At 67.9% G+C, this 23,184-nt stretch carries 27 protein-coding genes and 2 pseudogenes; 9 read left to right on the forward strand and 20 right to left on the reverse strand.

All coding sequences use genetic code 11. From position 1 onward, the window contains the following. From OG395_RS47150 to OG395_RS47165, 4 genes are all read right to left on the reverse strand, one after another. Window positions 1–315 carry an AraC family transcriptional regulator gene (locus tag OG395_RS47150; RefSeq protein ID WP_327248411.1) on the reverse strand — a complete coding sequence of 105 codons (315 nt, stop codon included), beginning with the start codon at window positions 313–315 and terminating at the stop codon, window positions 1–3. Window positions 316–414: 99 nt separating this feature from the next. After that, window positions 415–1,401 carry an MBL fold metallo-hydrolase gene (locus OG395_RS47155; protein ID WP_327248412.1) on the reverse strand — a complete coding sequence of 329 codons (987 nt, stop codon included), beginning with the start codon at window positions 1,399–1,401 and terminating at the stop codon, window positions 415–417. Further along, a complete protein-coding gene (locus OG395_RS47160) occupies window positions 1,398–1,856 on the reverse strand; it encodes a PaaI family thioesterase (protein WP_327248413.1) in 459 nt (152 codons plus the stop codon). Before OG395_RS47160 ends, OG395_RS47155 begins: the two co-directional genes overlap by 4 nt. Window positions 1,857–1,903: 47 nt before the next feature. Then, window positions 1,904–2,521 (reverse strand): LysE family translocator, encoded by a 618-nt coding sequence (locus OG395_RS47165; protein ID WP_327248414.1) that lies wholly within the window; start codon window positions 2,519–2,521, stop codon window positions 1,904–1,906. 109 nt (window positions 2,522–2,630) lie between these two features. Between OG395_RS47165 and OG395_RS47170 the strand changes: the two genes are divergently transcribed. Further along, complete coding sequence (locus OG395_RS47170) at window positions 2,631–3,107, forward strand: Lrp/AsnC family transcriptional regulator (RefSeq protein WP_327248415.1); 477 nt, start codon at window positions 2,631–2,633, stop codon at window positions 3,105–3,107. Between the two features lie 72 nt (window positions 3,108–3,179). Here OG395_RS47170 and OG395_RS47175 read toward each other — a convergent pair whose 3' ends face one another. Then, window positions 3,180–3,386, reverse strand: a complete 207-nt coding sequence (locus OG395_RS47175) for a hypothetical protein (protein ID WP_327248416.1) — start codon at window positions 3,384–3,386, stop codon at window positions 3,180–3,182. Between the two features lie 58 nt (window positions 3,387–3,444). Between OG395_RS47175 and OG395_RS47180 the strand changes: the two genes are divergently transcribed. Next, complete coding sequence (locus tag OG395_RS47180) at window positions 3,445–4,188, forward strand: SDR family NAD(P)-dependent oxidoreductase (RefSeq protein ID WP_327248417.1); 744 nt, start codon at window positions 3,445–3,447, stop codon at window positions 4,186–4,188. 359 nt (window positions 4,189–4,547) lie between these two features. Here the strand turns inward: OG395_RS47180 and OG395_RS47185 are convergent, their stop codons facing one another. Continuing rightward, on the reverse strand, window positions 4,548–5,633 hold the full coding sequence (locus OG395_RS47185; protein WP_327248418.1) for a sulfite oxidase: 1,086 nt from the start codon (window positions 5,631–5,633) through the stop codon (window positions 4,548–4,550). A 108-nt stretch (window positions 5,634–5,741) separates the two neighbouring features. On the opposite strand from OG395_RS47185, the gene OG395_RS47190 reads away from it, so the two are divergent. Continuing rightward, on the forward strand, window positions 5,742–6,038 hold the full coding sequence (locus OG395_RS47190; RefSeq protein WP_327248419.1) for a YidH family protein: 297 nt from the start codon (window positions 5,742–5,744) through the stop codon (window positions 6,036–6,038). Window positions 6,039–6,118: 80 nt separating this feature from the next. Here the strand turns inward: OG395_RS47190 and OG395_RS47195 are convergent, their stop codons facing one another. Both OG395_RS47195 and OG395_RS47200 read right to left on the reverse strand, forming a co-directional pair. Further along, window positions 6,119–7,081, reverse strand: a complete 963-nt coding sequence (locus OG395_RS47195) for an NAD(P)-dependent oxidoreductase (RefSeq protein WP_327248420.1) — start codon at window positions 7,079–7,081, stop codon at window positions 6,119–6,121. Window positions 7,082–7,267: 186 nt separating this feature from the next. Then, the gene (locus tag OG395_RS47200; protein ID WP_327248421.1) at window positions 7,268–7,474 is read right to left on the reverse strand and encodes a hypothetical protein; all 207 of its coding nucleotides are present in this window, start codon (window positions 7,472–7,474) and stop codon (window positions 7,268–7,270) included. Between the two features lie 575 nt (window positions 7,475–8,049). On the opposite strand from OG395_RS47200, the gene OG395_RS47205 reads away from it, so the two are divergent. The 3 genes and pseudogenes from OG395_RS47205 to OG395_RS47215 all read left to right on the forward strand — a co-directional run bounded on the left by OG395_RS47205 (window position 8,050) and on the right by OG395_RS47215 (window position 11,284). Continuing rightward, window positions 8,050–8,817: an SDR family NAD(P)-dependent oxidoreductase gene (locus tag OG395_RS47205; protein WP_327248422.1), complete on the forward strand. Its 768-nt coding sequence runs from the start codon at window positions 8,050–8,052 to the stop codon at window positions 8,815–8,817. 347 nt (window positions 8,818–9,164) lie between these two features. Next, window positions 9,165–10,055 (forward strand): annotated as a pseudogene (locus tag OG395_RS47210) (ISAs1 family transposase); the annotation flags it as partial. A gap of 155 nt (window positions 10,056–10,210) precedes the next feature. After that, window positions 10,211–11,284, forward strand: coding sequence for a hypothetical protein (locus tag OG395_RS47215; protein ID WP_327248424.1), 1,074 nt, complete (start codon window positions 10,211–10,213; stop codon window positions 11,282–11,284). On the opposite strand, the gene OG395_RS47220 is transcribed toward OG395_RS47215, so the two are convergent. The 5 genes and pseudogenes from OG395_RS47220 to OG395_RS47240 all read right to left on the reverse strand — a co-directional run bounded on the left by OG395_RS47220 (window position 11,218) and on the right by OG395_RS47240 (window position 16,970). Further along, the gene (locus tag OG395_RS47220) at window positions 11,218–12,612 is read right to left on the reverse strand and encodes an alpha/beta hydrolase (RefSeq protein WP_327248425.1); all 1,395 of its coding nucleotides are present in this window, start codon (window positions 12,610–12,612) and stop codon (window positions 11,218–11,220) included. The genes OG395_RS47215 and OG395_RS47220 overlap by 67 nt on opposite strands. 388 nt (window positions 12,613–13,000) lie before the next feature. After that, window positions 13,001–13,477, reverse strand: a pseudogene (locus OG395_RS47225) (TraM recognition domain-containing protein); the annotation flags it as partial. A 239-nt stretch (window positions 13,478–13,716) separates the two neighbouring features. Next, a complete protein-coding gene (locus tag OG395_RS47230; protein ID WP_327248426.1) occupies window positions 13,717–14,988 on the reverse strand; it encodes a cytochrome P450 in 1,272 nt (423 codons plus the stop codon). A gap of 54 nt (window positions 14,989–15,042) precedes the next feature. Then, complete coding sequence (locus tag OG395_RS47235; protein WP_327248427.1) at window positions 15,043–16,656, reverse strand: FAD-dependent oxidoreductase; 1,614 nt, start codon at window positions 16,654–16,656, stop codon at window positions 15,043–15,045. An 86-nt stretch (window positions 16,657–16,742) separates the two neighbouring features. Continuing rightward, the gene (locus OG395_RS47240; RefSeq protein ID WP_327248428.1) at window positions 16,743–16,970 is read right to left on the reverse strand and encodes a hypothetical protein; all 228 of its coding nucleotides are present in this window, start codon (window positions 16,968–16,970) and stop codon (window positions 16,743–16,745) included. Here OG395_RS47240 and OG395_RS47245 point away from each other — a divergent pair. Then, entirely contained in the window at window positions 16,963–17,286 is a 324-nt protein-coding gene (locus tag OG395_RS47245; RefSeq protein WP_327248429.1) for a hypothetical protein, read from the forward strand. The two genes, OG395_RS47240 and OG395_RS47245, sit on opposite strands and share 8 nt — an antisense overlap. A 570-nt stretch (window positions 17,287–17,856) precedes the next feature. Here OG395_RS47245 and OG395_RS47250 read toward each other — a convergent pair. Continuing rightward, entirely contained in the window at window positions 17,857–19,035 is a 1,179-nt protein-coding gene (locus OG395_RS47250; protein WP_442818686.1) for an IS701 family transposase, read from the reverse strand. Between the two features lie 66 nt (window positions 19,036–19,101). Further along, window positions 19,102–19,638 carry an SMI1/KNR4 family protein gene (locus OG395_RS47255; protein WP_327248430.1) on the reverse strand — a complete coding sequence of 179 codons (537 nt, stop codon included), beginning with the start codon at window positions 19,636–19,638 and terminating at the stop codon, window positions 19,102–19,104. A 125-nt stretch (window positions 19,639–19,763) separates the two neighbouring features. Between OG395_RS47255 and OG395_RS47260 the strand changes: the two genes are divergently transcribed. Together OG395_RS47260 and OG395_RS47265 are read left to right on the forward strand one after the other, a co-directional pair. Then, window positions 19,764–20,234, forward strand: a complete 471-nt coding sequence (locus OG395_RS47260) for a helix-turn-helix domain-containing protein (RefSeq protein WP_327242201.1) — start codon at window positions 19,764–19,766, stop codon at window positions 20,232–20,234. After that, window positions 20,123–20,905 carry an IS630 family transposase gene (locus OG395_RS47265; protein ID WP_327243833.1) on the forward strand — a complete coding sequence of 261 codons (783 nt, stop codon included), beginning with the start codon at window positions 20,123–20,125 and terminating at the stop codon, window positions 20,903–20,905. The genes OG395_RS47260 and OG395_RS47265 overlap by 112 nt, the downstream gene beginning before the upstream one ends. 27 nt (window positions 20,906–20,932) lie before the next feature. On the opposite strand, the gene OG395_RS58655 is transcribed toward OG395_RS47265, so the two are convergent. From OG395_RS58655 to OG395_RS47290, 5 genes are all read right to left on the reverse strand, one after another. Beyond that, a complete protein-coding gene (locus OG395_RS58655) occupies window positions 20,933–21,151 on the reverse strand; it encodes a hypothetical protein (RefSeq protein ID WP_442818687.1) in 219 nt (72 codons plus the stop codon). Window positions 21,152–21,269: 118 nt separating this feature from the next. Then, window positions 21,270–21,623: a VOC family protein gene (locus OG395_RS47275; protein ID WP_327248431.1), complete on the reverse strand. Its 354-nt coding sequence runs from the start codon at window positions 21,621–21,623 to the stop codon at window positions 21,270–21,272. Between the two features lie 264 nt (window positions 21,624–21,887). Continuing rightward, complete coding sequence (locus tag OG395_RS47280) at window positions 21,888–22,361, reverse strand: hypothetical protein (protein ID WP_327248432.1); 474 nt, start codon at window positions 22,359–22,361, stop codon at window positions 21,888–21,890. 113 nt (window positions 22,362–22,474) lie between these two features. After that, entirely contained in the window at window positions 22,475–22,657 is a 183-nt protein-coding gene (locus OG395_RS47285; protein ID WP_327248433.1) for a hypothetical protein, read from the reverse strand. Then, on the reverse strand, window positions 22,654–22,776 hold the full coding sequence (locus OG395_RS47290; protein ID WP_327248434.1) for a hypothetical protein: 123 nt from the start codon (window positions 22,774–22,776) through the stop codon (window positions 22,654–22,656). The genes OG395_RS47285 and OG395_RS47290 overlap by 4 nt, the downstream gene beginning before the upstream one ends. Window positions 22,777–23,184: the final 408 nt, after the last annotated feature.

Here is a 23,184-nt window from a genome sequence, read left to right on the forward strand (position 1 = left end):
TCACGCCGCGCGGTAGGCGGCGGGGGTGACGCCGTAGGTGCGGGTGAACCACCGGGTGAGGTGGGCCTGGTCCGCGAAGCCGGCCTCGGCGGCCGCCGTCGCCGGCGCCATGCCCTCGGCAAGGAGTGCGCGGGCTCGGCGCAACCGCAGATCCCTCTGGTACTCGCTGGGTGCGAAGCCGTACGCCGCGCGGAAGCCGCGGTACAGCGTGAAGCGGCTGCAGCCGGCCGTCCGCGCCAGCTCGTCGGCGGAGATGTTGTCGACGAACCGCTGCAGTAGCAGGTTGCGGGCCCGCGCCATCGCCTCCAGGTCCACGCGGCCCTGCCGGTCCGGCAGAGGCGCCGACCTCGTCGAAGCGTGACGGCTCAGGGGGACTGCCCGACTGAGATCCGGATCCCCTTCCGTCCCCTGCTCTCAGCGCGGCCCCACGCTCGGCCAAGCCCGCGGGTACGGCACGCGCAGCGTCTCGGCCGCCACGGGAGTGTGGTCCGCGGCGGCGAGCAGCCGCCCCTTGCGCAGGACGACCGCGCCGCTGCCGAGCATCGTTGTGACCAGCTCGGTGGCGAGCGCCTCGGACGCGAGGTCCAGGAGGCGTGCCGCGTCCGTCAGCCAGGTCCGGGCGTGGAGGTATGGCTCGACCTCGTCGGCCGGGATACCTTCGCGGATCATCAGGGCGAAGGCGAAGATCCGGCGGGCGCCGTACCAGACCGCCCCGTCCGGGTCATCGACGAGCCGCTGGGCACGGCGCAGGGCTCCGGCGAAGGCTGCGGCGGGGTCGGCGGGCATCGGTCCGTGGGAGGGGAGGATCACGCGCGGGGCGAGGTCGGCCATCCGCTTGAGGGAGGCGAGAGCCATGGCGGCAGCGTCGAGGCCGTCGAGGGCGAGGTTCACCCAACCGACGTCGTAGTCCGACAGCGCGTCCCCGACCACGAGCAGCCGTTCCTCCGGCTGCCACAGCGCCAGATGGCCCGGGGTGTGCCCGGGAGTTCGTACGACCTCCCAGTCGGTGTCCCCGAGGCGGAGGACCTGCCCGTCGTCGAGCGGGATGTCGACGGTATACGGGGCGACGGGCTGGTCGAGGTACTCGGCCGCGCAACAGCCGGGGTCCCGGCGGGAGATCGCCTCGGCCTCCGGGGTTCCGGCGGCGATGGCGGCGCCCCGGGCCTGGAGGAGGGCGTTGCCGCCGACGTGGTCGGAGTGCCAGTGGGTGTTCAGGACGAGCGCGACGTCCCCGGCCTGAGAGCGGGCCCAGGCGGCGGTCTCCGCCGCGTGCCCGACGAACCCGCTGTCGATCAGGGCTGGTTGCCGCCCCGGTAGCAGGAGCGTGTTGGCATTGGGGAACGGACGCTGCCACCACGTGGCCCAGGACGGCAACGACGGCGCGGCCGACTGGGGGCTCATTCGGCGGGCCCGGTCACGCGGATCAGGGTCTGCTGGCCGTTGGCGACGAGCTTGCGCTCGCCGTCGCCCTGGACGCCGTACACCTCCAACTGGCAGACGGTTAGGGTGCGTCCGGATTTGAGGACGGTGCCGATCGCTTCGAGGTGGGTGCCGGCGGCGGGTGTGAGCAGGTTGATCTTGTACTCGACGGTGAGGACCTCGGAGTCCTCGTTGAACAGCGTGAGCGCCGCGTAGCCGCCGGCGCTGTCCGCGATGGCGCTGGTGGCGCCGGCGTGGACGTAGCCGTGCTGCTGGGCCACCTCGGGGCGGGCCGGGAGCACAATGTGTACGCGGCCGGGGCCTATGTGGGTGAGTCGGGCGCCGAGGTGGGCCATGAGGCCCTGTCGGTCGAAGCTGTCCCGGACGCGCTTCTGGACCGCGGGGCTCGCCTGTTCCTGCTGCGTCTCGTCTTCCACTACATGCTCTCCTTCGGGTCCGTGTCGGGTGGAGCGGGGCAGGTTCGTCAGCCGGCCAGGCGTTCCACAAGTAGGAAGGCGCCGATGGCGATCATCATGGCACCGCTGATGCGGGTGACGGCCCGGGCGGCCGAGGGGCGGGTCTTCAGGACCGTGCGGGCCAGGACGCCGACAGCGAGGTAGACGACGGCGCACGCGGTCAGGTGCAGCGTGCTGAGCAGCCCGGTCTGTGCAGCGACCGGCCAGCCGTTGGTGGTGTCGATGAACTGCGGAAACAGCGAGAAGTACAGCAGCAGCGCCTTCGGGTTGAGGCCGCTGATTCCGGCGCCCTTGAGCATGACCTGTAGGCGGGAGACGTCCGCGCTCTCTCCAGCGGCCGCCGGTACGGCCGGCTGCCGCAGGACACCCCAGCCCAGCCACAGCAGGTAGCCGGCGCCTGCCATGGTCAGGGCGGTGAGCGCGGCCGGGGAGCTTGCCACGATCACCGCCACGCCCGCGACGGCTACCAATGCATAGGCAGCGTGTCCGGCTATCAGCCCTGTGACTGCGGGGACGACGGAGCGTTCCCGCAGTCCGGCGGAGATCGCGTAGGCCCAGTCCGCGCCAGGAGTGAACACCAGCAGCAGGTCCACTGCCAGGAAGGCCGCCAGCGTCGTCGTATCCATCGATCGTTCCCTCTCGCATTTCTCTATGGAGGGAAGGCTAGGCCGGATACACCCGAAGGTGTTTGCGTATTTACCCCATGATCGCGTCATGTGAGGGAGAATCTTCTCCATGGACGCCCTGGGTCGGAAGATTCTTACCGAGCTGCAGTTCGACGGCCGCCTGACAATCACCGAGCTGGCCGCTCGCGTGAAGCTCAGCGTCTCGCCCTGCCACCGCCGCCTGCGCGACCTCGAACGCGAGGGCGCCATCCGCGGCTACCGCGCCGTCGTCGACCCGGCCGCCGTCGGCCTGAACTTCGAGGCCCTCGTCTTCGCCACCCTGCGCTGGGAGGACGCCGACACCGTCACGGCCTTCGAAGAGGCCGTGGCCGCCGTTCCCCACGTGCTGCAGGCCCAGCGCCTCTTCGGCGAGCCCGACTACCTCCTGCGAGTCGCGACTGCCGACCTGGCCGCGTTCCAGGAGTTGTACGACCAGCAGCTCGCCCGGCTGCCTGGGGTCCAGCGCCTGACCTCCACCCTCGTCATGAAGAACGTCATCGATGACCGGCCTCTGCCCGAAAGCCAGGCATCACCTGCTGCCGGGTGACCGGTGGGCCGTCGTTTGCCGCCGCGGATGGTTTCCCTCCGGCAGGTGGGAGCGGGCTGGGAAGCCTGCCGCTCAGGCGGCAATGTGGCGGGCATGGCGCGAGGGGGCGGTCTGTATCCAGGCGGCCATCACCGAATGCGCCGCCGTCACCAGGGCCAATCGGTACAAGGTGGAGAAGACCGTGAAGACGACTGTGCGGCACGCCGGGACGGAGTAGCCGCAGATGCTGGAGCCTGCGGTGGCAGGGACAGTGGAGGGTAGGACCCAGGGGCCGCGCATCGTGGTTCACCCGCCTGTCGGGCGTGCGCCTGCCCCGGCCAGCCGAAAGGTGCATCCCATGTCCGCGGAGCGCGCAAACCTCGACCCGCACCCCCTCACTGCCCTGGTCACCGGGGCCACGTCCGGCATCGGCCGGGCAGTTGCCAAGCGGCTGGCCGCCGACGGAATGTCCGTCGTCGTGGCCGGCCGCAACGCAGAGCGTGGCGCCGAGACCGTCGACGAGATCACCACAGCCGGCGGCCACGCCCGATTCGTCGCGGCGGACCTGGAGGACCCGGTCGGTATCGACCGGTTCGCCGCGGAGGTCGGCGAGATCGACGTCCTGGTCAACAATGCCGGACAAGCCGTCTGGGCACCGACCGAGGACATGAAGGTCTCCGACTACGACGCGATGTTCGCCAGCAACGTCCGCGCGCCGTTCTTCCTCGTGGCCGCGTTCGCCCCCGCGATGGCGGCGAAGGGATCGGGCAGCGTGATCAACATCGGCAGCATGGCTGGCAGCTTCGGCTTGGCCACCGCTGCCGCGTACGGCGCGACCAAGGCCGCGCTGGCATCACTGACGCAGAGCTGGACAGCCGAGTACAGCGGCCGTGGCGTCCGCTTCAACACCGTTGCCCCCGGCCCGGTTTACACCCGGGGCGCGGCCCGCGAGCTGTTCGACGCGATCGCCGAAACCACCGCGATGAAGCGCGCGGCCGAGCCTGCCGAGATAGCTGAGGTCGTCGCATTCCTCGCCTCGTCGAAGGCCAGCTACGTCACTGGCGCGACCGTCGCCGTCGATGGCGGCCGCACCGCCATCTGAACCCTGGCTCGCACACCAGGCGGCCCCCCGTCCACGAGCGGTCCACGGGACTACGCTCGCCGCAATAGCGGTACTGAACTGCGGTGAAGCGCACCAGGCCCATCACGCCATGACACCGCGGTCACTGCCATCGACTTTCCGGCGAACTTCGCCCGCACGCACGCGAAGACCTGCCGCCAGTGGTCTGACCGGTCACGGGGTCTTCAGACGCGCCCTCAAGGGTGGGCCCATCAGCATCCGTGCTGCTCGGACGCGCTTCTGCGCCTATATGTCTCGCCTTGGGCCGCGTACATGCTGGGCTTGCCTGTGGCCTTGTGCTGCTCGACGGGCTTCAGCTCCTCGAACACCGGAGCGTCCAGTCAGGGGTGGCATGTGACGTGCAGTCGGGCCCAGGAGTTGTTGGCGTATCCCTTGGCGTTCCAGACAGTTGCCGGCGATTCAGGCTGTACGGCTGCGGTGTCGTCCCAGGCGCGGGCGATGAGCTCCGTCGCGCCTGCCGGCAGGGTGAGCGTGGCGTGCCAGTGCTGCCATGTCCATGGATTTTCTGGTTTGTCCAGATCGGCGTGGATCCAGGTGCTTCCGCAGTCGTGGGATACGTCCACGCGCGCCACGGTTCGGTCGTCCCCAGCGAAGGCGAAGCCGGTGACCTCGGTCGGCCCAGACGGCAGGTGGGCGCCTTTGTCGGGCTGCAGGATGGCGCAGTGGATGGCGATCGGGCCAAGGGTGATGCCGTCGCGCGGTTCGACCTTGTGAGGGTCGGCTTCGGGAGGCAGGACGCTGTATTCGGTTTGGAAGTAGTTGTCGGTCGGTTCGGCCTGTGCGGTGATGCGCTGGAGCCATTTGACGCTGCGGGCGCCGATCCAGCCCGGGACGACTACGCGCAGCGGGGCGCCGTGCGCGGTGGGCAGGGTCTGACCGTTCATTGCCCAGGCCAGGAGCACCTCGCCGGAGGTGGCTTTCGCCGCCGGGATGGAGGCGCCGAAGGGCTGTGGTGGGTCGGCGTCCTGTGAGATGTCGGAGCCGGTAAAGGCGATGTGGGCTGCTTCCGCCTGCAGTCCGGCCTCGGCCAGCACATCCGCCAGACGCACCCCGACCCAGGATGCGGTGGAGGTGGCTCCGGGGCCCCATGGGACTTGGCCCGGTATGTCGCGGAACTCCATGAGGTCGGCGCGGCGGTTGCCTGCGCACTGCAGCGTTGCCACCAGCTCCCGTTCGGGGAAGCGGCGCTGCAGTTCGTCGATCGACAGCACCAGCGTGCGATCGACCAGGCCGTCCACCCGCAGTCGCCAGCTTGCTGTATCCATGTGAGGGAACGGTCCGTGGTTGCGACTGTAGAAGGTGTCCAGGGGGGTGACCTGGTCTACGAGGGTGCCGGGCGGTGGTTCAGCGTTGTACGGCTCACTCTCGTGCACGATCATGTCGTCCCGTTTGCCCCATATGCCCATGTGCCCATTATGCTCAAATCTCCTCAAGCGACACTTGCGATCCCGCTCGGATTCGGCGGCGGCCGCACGGAGCGCATTCCGGCGGCGTCCGGAAAGGAGAGCGAGGCCATGGGCAAGGAGCGAGGCGGGGACGACACAGACCCGACCCAAGCCTGGGACCACCTGGCAAACGAGCGTACCTACCTCGCGTGGCCGCGCACCTCCACGAACGTGATGGCGCTCGGGCTGGCCATGGCCAAGTTCATCGAGATACCGCCATACCCGGTCACTGGCCGCAGGAGCTCTGCTGATGGCGGTCGGAGAGGCCGGGCCGGCCTGCACCCCAGCGCGCTGCCGACATCCGACAGGAACGGATGCGCGCCGTCGGCCGGACCGGAGGACCACCGGCAGCAGGCGTCGTACTGAACCGTCGCGCCAACTGCCGCCCTGCTACTGCTCGGGTGACCCTCGGCGGCCCGGGACCGGGACGACGACCCGGATACGGACTACGACGGCGGCTTCCTCAGGTAGTCGACGGCGGCGAGGTCGTCGTGGTCGTGGCCGGCTGCGACGGTCGCTTGCAGGCGGTCCCGGACGGCTTGGAGCAGAGGGCTGGGGGTGGCGGCTGCCGCGGCCAGCTCGATGTCCTTGAGGGCGAGTTGCACCGTGAATCCGGGCGCGTACGAGGCGTCGTCCATGACGGCTACTTTCTGCAACTCGTACGGCATGGCGAGGGGGCCCGCCTCAAGTACCCGGACGAACGTCGTATGGTCGACGCCGAGAGCGTCGCACAACGCAAGGACGTCGCTCATGGCGACCGTCGATGCAGCCATCCAGGCGTTGACCACGAGCTTGACGGCGCTGCCCTCGACCCCCGTCCCTACGTGGAGCACGGACGAGCCGAGATCGTCGAGCAGGGGACGCGCCCGCGTGAGGACCTCCTCGGAGCCGGCAACCAGCCAGACAAGTTTGCCCTGCCGAGCGGGAGCGGTGCTTCCCGAGACCGGGGCGTCGAGGTACGCAACACCGTGATCACGAGCCAGACCGGCCAGCGCGCAGGCATACCGCGGCCCTACCGTGCTCGCCTGCACCCAGACGGCATCGTTGTCGAGCCGACCGATGGCATCTGACATGACTTGGGTGACCGCATCGCCGTCACGGAGCACAGTGATGACGACGGACGCGTCGGAGACCGCATCTCCCACCGCCCTCACTGCCGTGACCGCGGCAGCGTGCTCAGCCACCGCACGGGCCCTCTCCTCCGTCCGGTTCCACAGCCGTACCTCGTGGCCTGTATCTCCGAGACGCATCGCCATCGCGGCGCCGAGTGAGCCTGCTCCCAGGACGGCGACGGTGGAAGCGTGAGACATGGAAGACCCCTTTTCTGTTCCCCTTGTCCATGTTCCGCCGGCAACCCGAGTCTTTCCTGGCAAAGAACCCTCCGGCGGTGGGCAGTGCAGCGCGTCCATCGGCTGCTCCAGCCGGGCATCCAGGCGCCGGCGTCCTCGACTCGGACGCGCGTTGTGCGGTCCAGCCCGGGGAAGGCTGACGCCGTCGGATAGCAGAAACGTCCCACCCTTGGGACGGTGTCCTCGTGGACATCGTCCCGGGGCGGGTTTGTTCTGTACGGCCCGGTCCGGTGGTGCGTCGCGAGCTCAGCTCACCGCCACGCCGTAGGGGCCGGCGCCGACGGTGACAGTCGCGACGACCTTGTGGGACCTCGGGTCGATGACCGTGAGGATGCCCGCTCCCTGGTTGATGACGTAGATCGCCTCGCTGGTGACCTCCAGGTCGAACGGGTCGGTGCCGGGAGGGCCCAGGGCAATGGTCGCCGCGACGCGGTGGCTGCCGATGTCGATCACGGATACGTTGCCCGGGCCGACATCGGCGGACTAGGCGAAGAGGCTGTCGGGCCCGATGGCCATGTCGAAGGGGGCCCTCACCGACGGACACGGCCGTCACCGCGCGGGTATCGGTTCCGACGGCAAGGACGCGCGCTGTCACCTCGTCGGCGACGTAGGCCGACTTTCCGTCCGGGGTGACGGCGACGCCCACCGGGGAGCGCCCTGCGGAGAGGTTCACTTGGTGCTTGGGCTGGCAGGGCTGAGCGTTTGAGATGGTGCGGCGTACTCTGGCGTCGATTGCGAGCGAGTTGTCTTGGTTGGAGGCGAGGCGAGCAGGCGCCGGAACGGCGGGTGTGCCACTCGCGGCCGGACTTTGCCCCGAGTGGCGCCAGCGCCCAGGCCGGGCCAATCTGGTGCTGACGGCCCGGTGGTGAACGAGGACGCGCCCACCACGTGGCGAGGACGATCACGGCAGCCCTCCACTGCGAATGCGCGGTGAAGAAATCATCTGCTGCCGTGAGTTCTGGGACCCTCATGCTGCGTTACCCGCAATTCGGCATGGCCGCGGGATTCCCGTCGACGGGAGAAGACCGATGAGCGGAAAGCTGACAGGCAGGAATGCCCTGATCACCGGTGGCTCACGAGGGATCGGCGCGGCTGTGGCTCGCAGGCTCGCCGCTGACGGAGCCGATGTAGCGATCAACTACCGGAGCAGCAGGGACGCGGCCGAAGCGATCGCCGCCGAGATCACCGCCGGCGGCCGCCGCGTGGTCGCGATAAAGGCGGACGTCAGCGATCCGGACCAGATCCGGCTGCTGGCCGAACAGGCCGCCGAAGATCTTGGTGGACTGGACATTCTGGTCAGCAACGCCGGAGTTGAGTACTTTGGCAAGTTGGACGACGTCACCCCCGCCGAATTCGACCGTGTCTTCGCCATCAACACACGAGCCCAGTTCTTCGCCGTACAGAATGCGGCGCGGCATATGGGCGAAGGAGGAAGGATCGTACTGACGTCATCGCAGAGTGCCCACAAGGCCGTTTTCTACCACGCCCTTTATGCGTCGAGTAAGGCTGCCGTCGAATGCATCGCGCTCAACCTCAGCCCCGAACTCGGCCGGCGTGGCATCACCATCAACGCCATCGCGCCCGGGGGAACCGTCACCGACATGTCCGATCACGCGGCTTCCCACTACGTCCATCCCGACGCCGACACTGATTTCAAAACCCTTATCCGAACTGCCAGTTCGCTCGGTCGGATGGCCCAGCCCTCTGAAATCGCCGCGGTCGTCTCGTTCCTGGTGTCGGACGATGCCTCGTTCATCACCGGCCGGACCATCGAGGTCGACGGCGGCTGGTTCTGACCCAAGAGGTCAGGGTCGCGCGATGGAGTATCGGGTGGTTGGGGGCCATCACAGCAATATGTCGGGCCTTTTCGCACCACCGCAGCCGTCAGGGCTTCGGCGTAGTCGACGGGCATCCGGTTCATGACGGTCTGGTCGGCCGGGGAGAGCGGAACAGGCACGGCCTCCAAGATCATGGAGTTCTCGACGCCCCGTGACCTGTCTGGAAGACCGTGGCTGCCGAAGCATCATCGCTGATCCCGCCTGCCCTTGACCAACTTCGCGAGCATCCCGAGGCCGCGCCGGAAGAAGTGCCCGGACTGCTGGACCGCCTCACCCAGGTGCCCGATCCGCGTGATCCCCGCGGAGTGCGCCACGCGCTGGTCGGCGTTCTTGCCCTGGCCGCCTGCGCGGTGCTGGCCGGGGCAACGTCGCTGCTGGCGGTCGGCGAATGGATCGCCGACGCTCCGCCCCACGTGCTGGAACAAGTCGGCATGCGACTCGATCCCTTGTTCCCCAAACGGTCTCTGCCTGCGGAAACAACGGTTCGACGACTGCTGGCCCGGATCGACGGCGACACGCTGGACCTGGCGGTCGGCCGCTGGCTCGCCGACCGCCGCAACCGAGCCGAGGGCCGGCTGCGCGGCCTGGCGGTCGACGGCAAGAGCCTGCGCGGAGCGGCCAGGGCCAACGGCCGCAGGATCCACCTGCTCGCAGCCCTGGAGCACACCACCGGCCTGGTCCTGGCCCAGCTGGACGTGCAGGAGAAGACGAACGAAATCACCTGCTTCCAGCCGCTGTTGGAGACCGTGGCCGACCTGGCCGGGGTGGTCGTCACCAGCGACGCCATGCACACCCAGCGCGAGCACGCCGACTACATTCTCGGTCGCGAAGCCCACTACATCGTGATCGTCAAGGGCAACCAGAAGAAGCTCCGCAAGCAGCTCAAATCCCTTCCGTGGACAGAGATCCCGCTGCAGGGCCGGGTGAGGGGCACCGGCCACGGACGCTCGGAGATCCGACGGATCAAGGTGGCCACGGTCAACGGCCTGCTCTTCCCCGGAGCCCGGCAAGCCGTCCAGGTCAAGCGCCGCCGCACCGACCGCAAGACCGGCAAGACCACCATCAGGACCGTCTACGCCGTCACCAGCCTCACCGCCGAGCACGCCAACCCCGCCCAGCTTGCGACCCTGATCCGTGACCACTGGCAGATCGAGGCCCTGCACCACGTCAGAGACACCACGTTCGCCGAAGACGCCTCGCAGCTGCGAACCGGCAACGCGCCCCGCGCGATGGCCACCTGGCGCAACCTCGCCATAGGCGCCCTGCGGCTGGCCGGCGCGACCAACATCGCCGCCGCTCTGCGACACAACGCCCGCAACGCGGACCGCCCGCTCGCCCTGCTCGGGCTCAAGTGATCACGAAACGGACGCCCGACGACTACGCCGAAGCCCTGCCGCAGCCGTCCCCTGCAGGGGAGAAGATCCGCTACACCGAGCTGGTTCCGCTGTATGCGCACCGGAAGATCAGCCTGGTCCGTGTCAGCGAGGTTCTTCAAGAACTTGGGCTGCTGGACGACGACCACCCCGACACCTTCGAGGTGTGGCTGGACCGCCGCACAGAACCCTTCGCACCCGAGATCGGCGACGATGTCCGCCGTTGGCTGGCAGCCGCCCATCGCGGCGGTCCCCGCCGGCTGCCCCGGAGCCGCAGTAGCAGCAGGGGCATGCTGGCCGCCACATACCCCACCCTCCTTACCTGGTCGGCCCGTTACCGCCACCTGCGTGAAGTGAAGCGCACCGACGTCCAGATCGCTCTGGAAGCCCACGACGACTGGAGACGCAAGCAGCTACACATCGGCCTGCGGTCCCTCTTCGGACACCTTCGCCAGGAGAAGACCGTCTTCCAGAACCCGACCAACGCGATCAAGGCCTGCAGCCACCCACGGCGGCCGATCCTGCCATTGTCGGACGACTGCTACACCGACGCTGTCACCGCTGCCACCACGCCCGAACAGCAAGTCTTCCTCGTCCTGACCGTCGTCCATGCCGCCCGCCGCCCCGCGATCAAGGCCCTCACCCTCCAAGACCTCGAACTCGGGGATCGTACCCTCACTATCGGAGGTCACCGCCGCCCTCTGGACGACCTCACCCACCGAGTCCTGCGCACCTACCTCCTGGACCGGCAAGAGCGAGGGCCCCACACAGCCAACCGGCATCCACGCCACGCTCGGCATTGTCCGGACGCACCCGAGCCGGACAGGCGAGTGGGCATACAACGGCCAACCATGCTCGAAGCGACACGAAGCCCTTTTGGGGGACAGCCCCTGGGTGAGCCTGTCGGGAAACGTGCCCTGCACCTCCCGGCACCCGAGTGTCGCCTCGAAGTCGCGGCACTACATGGTTCTACCTCCCTTCTACCTCACCCGGTCGGCTCGACGGCAGGGCAACTAGCACCGGGGGTAGGGACCTTCAGCGAGATCAGGTAGGCGTCGATCATCTCCTGTGCGCAGGGGCTGGTGCTGTACGTGCCGTGGCCCCAGCCCTCGTAGGTGTGCAGGACCGCGCTGCTTCCGAGCTGCTCAGCTACATGGGTGGCCCAGTTGTAGCCGGACGCCGGGTCGTGCACCGAGTTGGTGAGCAGGAGGGGCCTGCTGTTCCTTACCTTCAGCCGGTGCTGCGGGTTGTCCGGCTCGGGTGCGCCGAGGCAAGCCGAGACGGACATCAGGGCGCGGGGGTATTTCATGTCCGGGGCGATCCTGCCGACGCGGCGCAACTCCCGTGCGTATCCTTGGTAGCCGCGGACTGGCAGACTCCAGTCCTGACAGAAGATCTCGAACGGATTCGCCCCAAGCGCCGGTTCGGGCCTGCCCTCGGACGTTCCAGCCACCCGCGTCGCCTCCGGATTGCTCTCCTCCAGCCCGCGCAGATACTTGCCCAGCCTCGTCCACTCGGGGCCGTACAGCCGCTTCATCACCATGACGTTGAGGTCGAACTGGGTCAGCGCCGTGCCGTTGTCCGACAGCTTCCCTTGCTCGGCGCGGTCCAGCAGATCCGCCCAGCGGGCCCGCACGTCCGAGCCGTGCAGGGCACAGCTCTCGGTCCGTCCGCACCACGCCACGAACTCGTCGAAGGAGTCCTGGAGCGTGGCGGCCTGCGTGGAGAGAAACTCCCTTGTGCCCAGGCTGTGGTCCACCACGGCCTCCAGGACGAGGGCACGGACCCGCTTCGGATACTGTTCCGCATACAGCTCGCCGAGCAGCGTGCCATACGAACTGCCATGGAAGGTGAGGGACTTCTCGTCGAGAGCTGCCCGGATGGCATCGAGGTCCTTCACCATGCTGAGGGTGTCGACGTGGTCGATGAGTCCGTTCTCGGTGTTCTTCCTGCAGTCCTCTCGCAGGTCACGGTTGTACTTCGCCGTGGCGTCGAACTCGGCCCGGCTCTTCATGACCGGTGACGGACGCCTGTCCAGGAGCTCTTGCGAGCAACGGATGGGGTTGCTGAGCCCCACACCGCGCGGATCGAAACTGACGATGTCGAACCGGCTGCGGAGGTCGTCGCTGAAGCGGCCCATTTTGCCCGTACCCACGATCCGGTCCACGCCCGAATCCCCAGGTCCGCCGGGCCCGAACACCATGGAGCCGACCCGCGTGCCAGGTCCTGTGGCCCTGCGCCGGGCGAGCTGGAGGTCGAACCGCTCCCCGTCCGGCTTGCCCCAGTCCACCGGTACCGAAAGTGCGCCGCACTCCGCCGAGGCGTCGACCTCGCACGGCTTCCACTCGATGCGCGAACCCGCCCCAGCGGGCCCCGGCACCCGCCCTCCACTCGCCGTTCCGCCCTCCCCTCGACCTGGCGCCCCGCTCGCGGTCTCCGCGCCCGTGAAACTGACCGTTACGGCCAATACCGCACCCCAAGCTAAGTGCGACCGCCCTCTCCAGCGGCGGCTGCGCCGTTCACCCGATGCATGACTGTCCACCACGGTGACTGCCCCTCACTTTGTCCGAGGTCTTGAGCATCGTCCGCGTGCGCTCCACCCGGTATCCGGTAAACCCCTGCACTGCCCCCTAAGGGCTGCCCGTAAATAATCTTCTGGTCGCTTCGGGCACGATAGTGGGCCGGTTACTGAAAGCGGGAGCGACGCTGGCGAGGGTCTGGGCGCCCCTGCTGGGCTGCCCGGCTGACGTGCGGGAGTGGGCAGGGAGCTATGCGGCAGTGCCGTAGTCGTCCTGCTGGGGAGCGTGCTTGGCGACGGAACGGGAGGTGATGTCCTTCGATGGTCGGGCGGAGGAATCAGACAGCTCGTCGGCGCCGGGCTCCAGGTACCAGGGGCGCAGGTCGAGCATGGCGGCGCGCATGCCTGTGGCGAAGCACAATGCGGTGCCCTTGGGGAGGGCGCGGATCGCGTCGGCGGGGAGAATCCGCTCCTGCCGCGTTGAAACGGAGGCCGACTTGCCGGACTCGGAGTGCGAGGTGGACGTGATCTCCACGTCGTGGTCGCCGATCAAGCGGCTCAGCTTGTCCGCGAAATCGGCGTCATCGATCCCGCTTCCGATCACCTTCACGGTCGAGGCGGACCACGTGGCGTCCCCCTGGCGGTAGGACTGGAGGATCGTGATGGGGATGATCCATCGGCTTCCGAGGTGGGAGTACAGGTCCGGCACGTTGCTGATGTACACCACTTCCCTGGACGCAACCATGGCGCGCCCTTTAAGGTCCGCGATTCGATGCGCACCGGTTCCTGCTGAAACGGAGAAATCCGCGTTCGATGCGCACTCGTCGCGTCGGTGGAGAACACGCAATCCGGGCCGACCTGGGCGCTGAGGTTGGCCACGGTCGGTGGGGGATGTCAGTACGCGTTCATCGTGAGGACCAGGAGTCGACGTACGCCGGGGTGTGCCCAGGTGGGTGCGGTGCATGGTCATGGTGGGCGGGGTGTGACGCCGTCGATCTCGACCAGAAGGTGACGGGGGCCGCGCAAGGACGGACTCGCCCGGTAGGGCGGTGGGTCGGCGGCGAGTCGGGGGTTTTTCAGCCGGTGTGCCAGCTCGGTCAGGGCGATCTGCGTCTCGGGACGGGCCAACGGGGCACCGAAGCAGTAGTGGATGCCGCCGCCGAAGCCGAGGTGCTCGTTGTGCTCGCGATCGGGGTCGAATCGGTCGGGGTCCGGTACGAAGTCCGGGTCGCGGCTGCCGGCGGCGAGCGCGAGTGTGACCGGTGAACCCTTGGGGATGGTGGTGCCGGCTATCTCGATGTCGTCGACGGTGTTCCGGTTGGTGGACAGAAACTGCACCGGTGGTTCGTAGCGCAGGAGTTCCTCGACCACCCGGGCGGCCAGATCGGGTTCGTCGCCGTGGCGTAGCCGGTCGAGCACCTCGGGGTGCCGCAGGAGGGTGAGCATGCCATTGGTGATGAGGTTGACCGTCGTCTCGTGGCCGGCGACGAGCAGCAGGGCCGCGTTGCTCAGTATCTCTCCGGGTGACATCGGCGCCTCGTCGCCGTCGCCGCCGAGCAACCCGGAGAGTAGGTCGTCGCCCCGTTGACCGTGGCGGGCATCGAGGAGCTCGGCGAAGTACTGACCGAGGTCGGCGGTGGCCTTCGCGCGTCGGCGCTGCCGCTCCGAGAGCCCTCCGGTGGTCGGGTCGTTGGCCTGGATGACCGCGTCGGACATCGCTTGGAACCGTGATTCGTCCTCGCGAGGCACTCCCAGCAGTTGGCAGATCACTGTGACCGGAAACGGATAGGCGAAGTCGTCGACGATGTCGACCCAGGTCGTGCCCGACCGGTCCTTCGCCACGAAGTCGTCGATCTCGCTGGTCACGATCTCGAGCATGTGGGGAATCATGCTGTCGATGCGACCGGGACGGTGCGGTGGGCCGAAGTTCCGCGTCAGAAGGCGCCGGAGCCGGTCGTGCTCGGGTGCGTCGGTCTGGATGAAGCTGGGCGGGAGCGTGGCAGGGCCCTCGTCGGACCCTTGCGCCGACGCGTCGGCGGCCAACTCGGGGAGGTTACGCATATCCGAGCTGAGCCGTGGGTCGTGGAGCAGGGCGACGATCTCCCGGTAGGTGCTCACGACATAGCTCCCGTCCTCCACTCGTACCACGGGTGTCTTGCGCAGCTCGGCGTAGAGCGGGTACGGGTCGGCGCGGTGGGAGTAGTCGAGGATCTGCTGCCAGATGCTGGTCTGGGTCATGGGGGGCATCTCCCGCAACTCGGAGGTCCGGACGCGTCGTGGGTCTGGCAGGCGTCACAGGTACGTTCTGCGGACCAAGGTGGCCCGCCGCTCGCTGGGCCCGTGACCGGTCACCACGACGGTGGCGTGAGGGGTGGGCCGGTCCGGGACCTCGGCCGCGACCGGCCGTGCGTCGGCGGGCTGGTCGGTGGTGCGGAAGGACGGCGGGAATGGCGCCGCCCGGTCGATCAACCCCGTGTAGAACTCCAGCCACTTGGACTGGTTGAAGCCGACCGCGGCGGTGATGCGCCCGTGGTAGCCGTAGACGGCGACGAACCTGCGCTGGGTCACCGATCCCTGGGCGATGACGACTTGGTCGGCATAGGTCGGGACGCCGACCGACTTGATCTCGGTGCCGAACTGAGTCGACCAGAACTCCGGAAGCGCCAGGTGCGGCCACCGTTCGCCCTCGGCGCTGATCATGTTGTGTGCGGCGATCTTCGCCTGGGCGACGGCGTTGCCCCAGTGCTCCAGGGAGAGGTACTGGTAGTCGTAGACGGGGTGCGGGCAGCGGGCCACGTCGCCCGCGACGAACACATCGTCGGTGACGACGCCGTTGACGTCGACAGCTCGGCAGCCCGCATCGCATGCCACCCCCCAGACACCGGCCGCCAGTCCCGAGCCTTCCAGCCATTCGACGTTGCGGACGCTGCCGAGCGCGGCCACCGCCACGTCGACGTCCAGGACGCTGCCGTCGGATAGCCGGGCCCGCCGCAGCCGCCCGGCCCCATCGCCGTCCAGCGCATCGACCTGAACCCCGCACCGCAGATCGACCCCGTGGTCACGCTGCATCCGCGCCGCGACGCCGCCGATCACTGCGCCCAGCGCCCCGACGAGCGGGGTCCGGCCCCGCTCGGTGACTGTCACCGGCACGTCCAGCTCGCGACAGGCGGAGGCGACCTCACAGCCGGTGAAGCCGCCACCGATGACGAGCACCCGGCCGGGTCGTGCTTCCAGCCGATGCCGCAGCCCTTCCGCGTCGGCCGGCGTGCGCAGCGCGAACAACCCGTCGAGCCCGGCCTCTGCCTCATTCGGCCACGGGCGGGCCCGCACCCCGGTGGCTATGAGCAACCGGTCGAACCCCACCCTCTCGCCGTCGGCCAGGACCACCTGCTTGCCGCCCAGGTCAAGCCCCGTGGCCGCGACCCCCAACCGCCAGTGTGCGTCGAACTCCTTGCGGCGGGGAAGTGCGGTCCGACGCGCATCAACCTGCCCCAAGAGGGCCTGCTTGGACAGCGGCGGCCGGTCATAAGGGGGATCAGGCTCGTCCCCGATCACGGTCAGCGAGCCAGTGAAGCCGTCCCGGCGCAGCACCAGTCCAGCCCGCATCCCAGCCAGAGACGCCCCGACGATGACGATTCTGCCGGTCCGCTTGCACGCCTCCTCAGAGAATGGAACGGCCACCTGCGCCCCGGGCCCAGGCTGCCGGTGCCCGGCGTCCTCACGTTCAAGAAAGATGGCCTGGACCGGGCAGGCCGCCGCTGCTCGCGCGATCTTCTCCCGCTGCGCGTGGTCCGGATCCGGGTCGTACAGCAGCGCCTCGTCTCCGCGTATCGCGAACACATCCGGTGCGGCAAAAGCACACTGGGCGTATCCCTGGCACCGCGTAAGATCCACAACGATCTTCATGTGGACGCCCCTTCCGACACCCTACGGGTCGGCTGTTTCGTCCCACGCCCTCGCACGGACGCCATCACGTCTGCTCTTTCAGTGGATCACGGCACACTTGAGACCGCATCCCGCCACAGACCAGAAGTCACGTTCCGTAGTCGTCGCGCACCGAGTCCCGGGTCGAACAGGCCCAGCGGGATGACCTTGGCCAACGAGGTGTCCGTGCCCTCATCCGCCGGTTCGCCGTCGGTAGGCGGATCGGGGATCTCTCGGTCCCGCGAGGTCCTCGCCGCGGCCGTCATCACGCCGAAGTCGGTATTGCCGGTGGCCAAGCCCTCCGTGGAGCGCCGCTCCTTCGCCACCGCCCGCAAGATGTGGCCCGAGATCGAAGTGATCTGTGCCTCGGAGGCGCAGGAGTTCGACGATTGCCTCAAGAGCATCAGCGACGACAAGATCGTCTTCAACACGCTCGTCGCCGACCTCCAGCGGGTGATCGAGTATCCAGCGCTCGGGTTTCCCCGCAAGGTCCTCGGTTGGAAGACACCCGCCGAAGCCCTCAACGAACATCTCACGGGCAGCGCCGACCGGGTCAACGGGGACGCCTTCTTCAAGCTGCCGGACTACGGGTGGGAGACCATGGCGGACTGACCTCGGCGGAACGGGTCCCGTGCGCAGGCACGTGACCCACGGCAGCGACGCGGCCCGCGGCAGGTTCCCAACCTGCCGCGGTTACCAGTCTGTTCGTTGCCTGCCTGTTCCATGGCGGCCAGGCCCAGGCGGGTCTGGCAACCTGCGGCGATCTCGCTGCGTGTCTGCGGCTCGTAGGGCGAACCGCTGGTCGGCGTGGAGGGTGGGTGGAGGGTCTGGCTACCCGGGCCGGACGCTACTCCCGGAACCCGCGGCGCTGTCCAGTGTGGAGAAGAGGTCATCGAAGCGTGCGGCGTAGGCTTCCAGCGGGCCCGGAGCAGGCGGACACGGCAACCGACGGGTCATCACAAGCTCCCAGGCAGCGACGCAACGTTCCTCTGCTACTGGCCCAATACGGACCTGACCCTCCGTCACCAAACCACCACTAGTACTGCAACCGCATCTGGAGGATGTGGCCTCGGCGTTTGTAGTGGGAGCGGCGGGCTCGGGCCTGGCTGCGTCGTCGGAAGCGTGACCAGTGCAGATGGTGTTCGTTGGTGTGGCAGTGGCGTGTGACGGCGATGCGGCCCATCAACCGGCGGATCTCCGGGACGCTGAGGGGTATGAGGTCTTGCTCGTCGTCGAGAGTGCCCCTTTTGCGGCTTCTGCGGCGCGGATGGCGGTCAGGTAGGCGAGGGCGGCCATGGCCAGGGTGATGTGGCGGTACCAGGCCCGGTAGAGCCGTACCTGGTAGTGGTCCAGACCGCACTTTCCCTTCGCGGTCTGGAAGCACTCCTCCACGGCCCACCTCGCGGCAGCCACTTTGACCAGGTCTTTCAGTCGGGAGGCGACCGGGCCGTAGCAGACGTAGTAGGCGATCTCGCTCGGGTCGCTGACGCTGCGTCGGGCCAGTACCCAGTGCCCGAAGCCGTTCTCCCAGTACGGGCGGATCGCGACACGCGCCCAGTCGTAGATCCGCTCACCGTGCGCGCCGGCCCCGCCGGAGATCCGTTTCCACCGCTGGCGGGGCAGCACGGCGACCAGCTGGTCCACCCGCGCGTCCGCTCCGCGCGCGGTGATCACGGTGTCGTTGACCTTCGTGGCCAGCACGTGCGCGACCCGACGTTCCTCCAGCCACACGCGCAGGTGCTTGACCTGCCCGTATGCCTCGTCAGCGGTGACCCACGCGAACGGGACACCCGCATCGATGGCGCGTTGCAGCATCCACTTGAAGTGCTCGTTCTTGGTCGCGAAGGGGACCTCGTCGTCGATCCCGGCCGCGCGGCAGCGGTCACGGTCATCGGTCCAGGAGACGGGGATGTAGAGCTCGCGGTCGATCAACGCCCGCCCCCTGGCGGAGGCGTAGGCCAGGAATGTTCCGACCTGGCTGTTCTCCGTGCGGCCGGCTGTGCCGGTGTATTGCCGCTGGACGCCGGCGGACTTGGTGCCCTTCTTCAGGAAGCCGGTGTCGTCACCGATCAGCACCGCGTCCTGGGTGCCGATGGTCTCCACGACGAAGTCCCGCACATCGTCGCGGACGGCGTTCTCGTCCCAGTCGGAGTGGTTGAGCAGGCGCTGGACGCCGTCGGGGCGCAACTGCCCGACCTGCTCCGACAGCGTCCACCCGTTCTTCTTCTCAAGCGGCGCGAGCAGCCCGTTCAGGTAGTCCGACGCCCGCTCGCGGGGCTCCGACCTGCCGAAACGGTGGGCGAACCGGGCATGGAACCCGGCTATCCCCTCGGACCACGAATCGACCTGATCAACCGTCAACGATTCATCGCACAGTCGGAACAACGAGCCAGTCCAGCACCTGTCACGGCAGATGCGGTTGCAGTACTAGGGCTGTTCGTTGGTCCACGGTCCGACCCAGGATTCGTCCTGCAGCTTCCTTGCCTCCATGTATTTGTGGGTGAGGTGCCCGTCGAGCCATGCCTGCATCCACTGGGGGAAGGTCAGGTCGAGTTTGTGGCGGTCGCCTTGATCCCACCACCACATCTGGCCCTCGGGATGGCGGCAGTCGAGCAGCGCCCACATGATGCCGCCGAAGTCGCAGAAGAACAGCACGCCTGGTGGAGGGGCGGGCGGATCCTCTGGGGCCAGCTCGGCGTTCAGGTAGTCGAGATAGCCGTTGACCATGGCCAGCTCTTCGTCGTTCAGAGGCGAGAAGCCGCGGGATGGGCCGACGCCGCCGTCGGCGATCTCCAGGTAGAGACGACGGAGCAGTGGCGGCAGCGGGAAGCCGATAGTGCGCTCCGCGTCCTCGACCGTGTCCAGCGAGGCTGGTTCGGGCGTCGTTAATGTTGAGGTCGAGTCGGTGGGCCGTCCCGCCTTCACGCGAGCGCGGACGGCTTCGAACAGTTCGTCATCAGGCACTGAGCGATCTTTGTGCGTCCGTGGGGGAGCTGGCTAGTAGCGTGTCGCCGCTTAGTTATGGTGCACCTGACTGGGAGGTTGGTGTCTGGCAGATTCCTTCCCCTTTGCCAGATAGGACTGTTGTCATGGGTTCGCAGAAGAAGCGGCCGGTCAGTTTGACCGCGCAGGATCGTGAGGATCTGGTCCGGGTGACCACGACAGGTGTTCGTGGAGCCTCGATGATCATGCGTGCGCGGGTGCTGCTTGCGCTGGACAGCTCGGTGGGTGAGGTGGACACCAAGGAGGTGATCGCGGCCCGGCTCGGCGTCTCCGGTGAGACGTTGCGGCTGGTCGCCAAGCGTTTCACCGAGACCGGTGGCGATGTGCACGCCACGATTGCTCGGAAGAAGCGCGACCTCCCGCCGGTGCCCTCGCCGGTGACCGGTGAGGTCGAAGCCCGGCTGATCGCGATGGCGTGCTCACAACCACCCCAGGGCTATACCCGGTGGTCGCTGCGGCTGCTGGAGAAGCACGTCGCGCTGGTCGAGGACATCCCCGACCTGGACCACTCCACCATCGGGCGGGTCTTAAAAAAACGGAACTGCGTCCTCACCTGAGAAAGTGCTGGACCATCCCACCACGAGCGAACGCGGAGTTCGCGGCCCGGATGGAAGACGTGCTGGCCGTCTATGCCCGGCCCTACGATCCGGCACGTCCCGTGGTGTGCATGGACGAGAAGCCCTACCAACTCCTCGACCATGCCCGCGACCCGCTCCCGGCCCGCCCTGGTCACGACGCCTGCCAGGACAGCGAGTACATCCGCCGCGGCACGTGCTCAATCTTCGTGTGGGCCGAACCCCTGCGCGGATGGCGTCGAGTCCAGGCACTGTCCCAGCGGACCCGGATCGACTGGGCCGGCCAGGTCAAACAGTTACTGAGCGTGGACTACCCCGACGCCAAGGCCGTGGTGCTGGTGATGGACAACCTCAACACCCACGGCATCGCCTCACTGTACGAGGCATTCGAACCAGAAGAGGCCTTCGCCCTGGCCCAACGCCTCGAGATCCACCACACGCCCAAACACGGGTCATGGCTCAACATCGCCGAGATCGAACTCTCCGCGCTGACCCGGCAATGCCTCGACCGCCGGATCAGCAACCTCGACAACCTCAACACCGAACTCTCAGCCTGGCAGAACGCCACCAACACCGACCAACGTCAGGTCGACTGGCAGTTCACCACCCACGACGCACGCATCAAACTGCGCCACCTCTATCCCAAAAATTAGCTGCGACGGTCTACTAGGTGTAATCGGTCATGACTTTGGTGACAGTCGGCTGATCGGGGACTGACCTGCGAGCGCGGTGTGTCGGCGTCGAGTGTTGTAGAAGGTCAGCCACGGCGCCAGTGCGTGGGCGCGTTCGGTGTTGCTGGTGAACACCTCGGCGGTCTCCACCGTCAGCCGGTACTCCTGCTGCTCGGCCCAGGCCGCGCGCTCCAGCTCCATCAATTCGACACTCAGCTCGATTGCCACGGGGTGGGATCGTACCGGCGGAGTGCGGGCGCCGGCGAAAACAGGCCCGGTTACCGCATCCCCCGTCGGCATCCGGGCCCCTGTATGCCCTCACGGGATCGACCTGTGACTTACGCGGTCAGGCGGGCTGCCACAGCTCGACCCGATTGCCCTCAGGATCGGTGACCCAGCCGAATCGACCGACACCCTCCATGTCCTGCGTTTCTTTGGCCACGTCCGCGCCCTTGGCGCGCAATTGCGCGAGCATCGCATCCAGGTCGCGAACCCGGAAGTTGAGCATGGTTTGCTGGGCGCGGGACCCGAAGTAGTCGGTCTCGGACTCGAACGTCGCGAACACCGTCAGCCCGGCTCCCTGACGCCACAGGCCGTTCTCATCGGCGTCAAGGCCCAGGCAATCGCGATACCACGCGCTCACGGCCGCCGGGTCGGCGGCCCGCATGAAGTATCCACCGATTCCAAGCACACGTTCCATGTCGCCATCTTGCCAGGACGGCGATCGGGCGGGCTGGCACCACACCATCGCCCGATTCACACCCCATCTCAATCGAGGGGGAACTCGTCAGCTGGAGCCCCGTGACGGCACCGGGTCCGCAGAGGTGTCGCGGGGGCCGTTCGTCGGCTCCGCAGTTGCAGCGTCCCCTTCTCCACGAGAAGCCTCGCACATGAGCTGCACTCTGGCTGTCGGTCCGATGAAGGGCTTGAGGAACCTGCTGAGCAACGGAATCGATGAGACCAGTCATAGAGCAGTGGACATGTAGAGGAGCAACAGGGGAGGGACGAAAGCGCCCACCAGCAGCATGACGAATCCGGCACCAGCGATCATGGTCACGTTGCGGGCCATGCCGGGGGAGGGAGCTCGTTCGGTGGTGGCGAGCCAGCGAACGAGGTACAGCTCTGCCAGAACATGGAGGACGGCCAAAACGCCCCAGACAACGGCGAAGAGACCCTCAAAGATCTTTGCTTGCCCAGGAGGCTTCCGGTTCTCAGCCGCCTGGCCGGATGAAGTGTCGGCATCGGCTTGGCTGCCGGCCTCCTGGCTCAGGATCCGGTACATGGCCGCTCTGATCTCACGGTCGAGCGGGGGTGCCTTCTTGGCGACGTACGTGGTCGAGAGCTTGTGGACCTCGGCCCAGCCCAGCAGCAGGATGATGGGGATGACTGTCACCATCGCCGAGGCGAACTCCTCGGTCATCTTGAAGCTGCCCGTCATGTAGCCGCCCGTCGCGCCTCCCCGTAGCCCAGCCGCCGGATAGGAAGGTAGCGGAACATTGCTTCGCGGCCGAACCGGTCACACGGGCCAACTGCTCCGCATCGAAAGGCAAGTCAGCAGTCGGCAGCCGCGCGGGCGACAACGGTGAAGTGCGCGCCGACGAGCGCTTCCTCGAGCTCCTCGGCGTCCAGCCGTTCGCGCACTATGCGCAGCAGCGACTGTGCGGGGTCCTGTCCGTCGCCTTCGGTGACCGCGGCGATGCGCTGCATGCCGGTGTCGGTGAACAGCTCCGTCATGGCCGGGACGGTAGCAGCGCGCCGGCGCGCAGCGGGGCGCCGAAGACCTGCATCACCAGGGTGCGGTGCGCGGCGTGCAGGGTGTGCACCGTCCTGGCCGACGCCGAGCCGGACACCATGCGCTTCCGCCTCTACCACCTGCCTGCCCGCCTCACCGACCGCGTCCGACGTCGATGGCTGCACGTCGACGCGACCCGACCCTGGGTGGAAGCGTTTACCACCTGCTGGCAGCGGATCACTGCCCTCGCGGCTGTCACCTGACGGCCGGGCACTGCCCCGACAAGGATCAGGAAGGAGAAGGTCGGCGGCAATCCGGGCCCGTGTCGCGTTGGTGCCGGCGAGGACGGTGGAGGTGATCGCGTTCGTGGTCACGAGTGGGCCGATGAGGGGGTGCCGCCAGGTGTAGGCGAGGCCGGCCCGGATCTCGCTTCGTAGGCTCGGTCTTTCGGCGCGCGGGCCTGGGGCGGCCTCGGGGATGCGAATGGGCAGGGTGCACCAGGCGGTGACGAGGTAGGAGACCGCATCGG

Origin of the sequence: Streptomyces sp. NBC_01320, assembly GCF_035974375.1 — a bacterium.
In the GTDB taxonomy this organism is placed as follows: domain Bacteria; phylum Actinomycetota; class Actinomycetes; order Streptomycetales; family Streptomycetaceae; genus Streptomyces; species Streptomyces yanii.

Coding starts and splice junctions, on each gene's coding strand:
- OG395_RS47155 (WP_327248412.1), bottom strand. CDS start 1,401: ATGAGCCCCCAGTCGGCCGCGCCGTCGTTGCCGTCCTGGGCCACGTGG.
- OG395_RS47280 (WP_327248432.1), bottom strand. CDS start 22,361: ATGACGGGCAGCTTCAAGATGACCGAGGAGTTCGCCTCGGCGATGGTG.
- OG395_RS47185 (WP_327248418.1), bottom strand. CDS start 5,633: ATGGGCATATGGGGCAAACGGGACGACATGATCGTGCACGAGAGTGAG.
- OG395_RS47170 (WP_327248415.1), top strand. CDS start 2,631: ATGGACGCCCTGGGTCGGAAGATTCTTACCGAGCTGCAGTTCGACGGC.
- OG395_RS47205 (WP_327248422.1), top strand. CDS start 8,050: ATGAGCGGAAAGCTGACAGGCAGGAATGCCCTGATCACCGGTGGCTCA.
- OG395_RS47290 (WP_327248434.1), bottom strand. CDS start 22,776: ATGGTGTCCGGCTCGGCGTCGGCCAGGACGGTGCACACCCTGCACGCC.
- OG395_RS47175 (WP_327248416.1), bottom strand. CDS start 3,386: ATGCGCGGCCCCTGGGTCCTACCCTCCACTGTCCCTGCCACCGCAGGC.
- OG395_RS47260 (WP_327242201.1), top strand. CDS start 19,764: ATGGGTTCGCAGAAGAAGCGGCCGGTCAGTTTGACCGCGCAGGATCGT.
- OG395_RS47195 (WP_327248420.1), bottom strand. CDS start 7,081: ATGGACGCGCTGCACTGCCCACCGCCGGAGGGTTCTTTGCCAGGAAAG.
- OG395_RS47230 (WP_327248426.1), bottom strand. CDS start 14,988: ATGACCCAGACCAGCATCTGGCAGCAGATCCTCGACTACTCCCACCGC.
- OG395_RS47235 (WP_327248427.1), bottom strand. CDS start 16,656: ATGAAGATCGTTGTGGATCTTACGCGGTGCCAGGGATACGCCCAGTGT.
- OG395_RS47190 (WP_327248419.1), top strand. CDS start 5,742: ATGGGCAAGGAGCGAGGCGGGGACGACACAGACCCGACCCAAGCCTGG.
- OG395_RS47285 (WP_327248433.1), bottom strand. CDS start 22,657: ATGACGGAGCTGTTCACCGACACCGGCATGCAGCGCATCGCCGCGGTC.
- OG395_RS47165 (WP_327248414.1), bottom strand. CDS start 2,521: ATGGATACGACGACGCTGGCGGCCTTCCTGGCAGTGGACCTGCTGCTG.
- OG395_RS47275 (WP_327248431.1), bottom strand. CDS start 21,623: ATGGAACGTGTGCTTGGAATCGGTGGATACTTCATGCGGGCCGCCGAC.
- OG395_RS47180 (WP_327248417.1), top strand. CDS start 3,445: ATGTCCGCGGAGCGCGCAAACCTCGACCCGCACCCCCTCACTGCCCTG.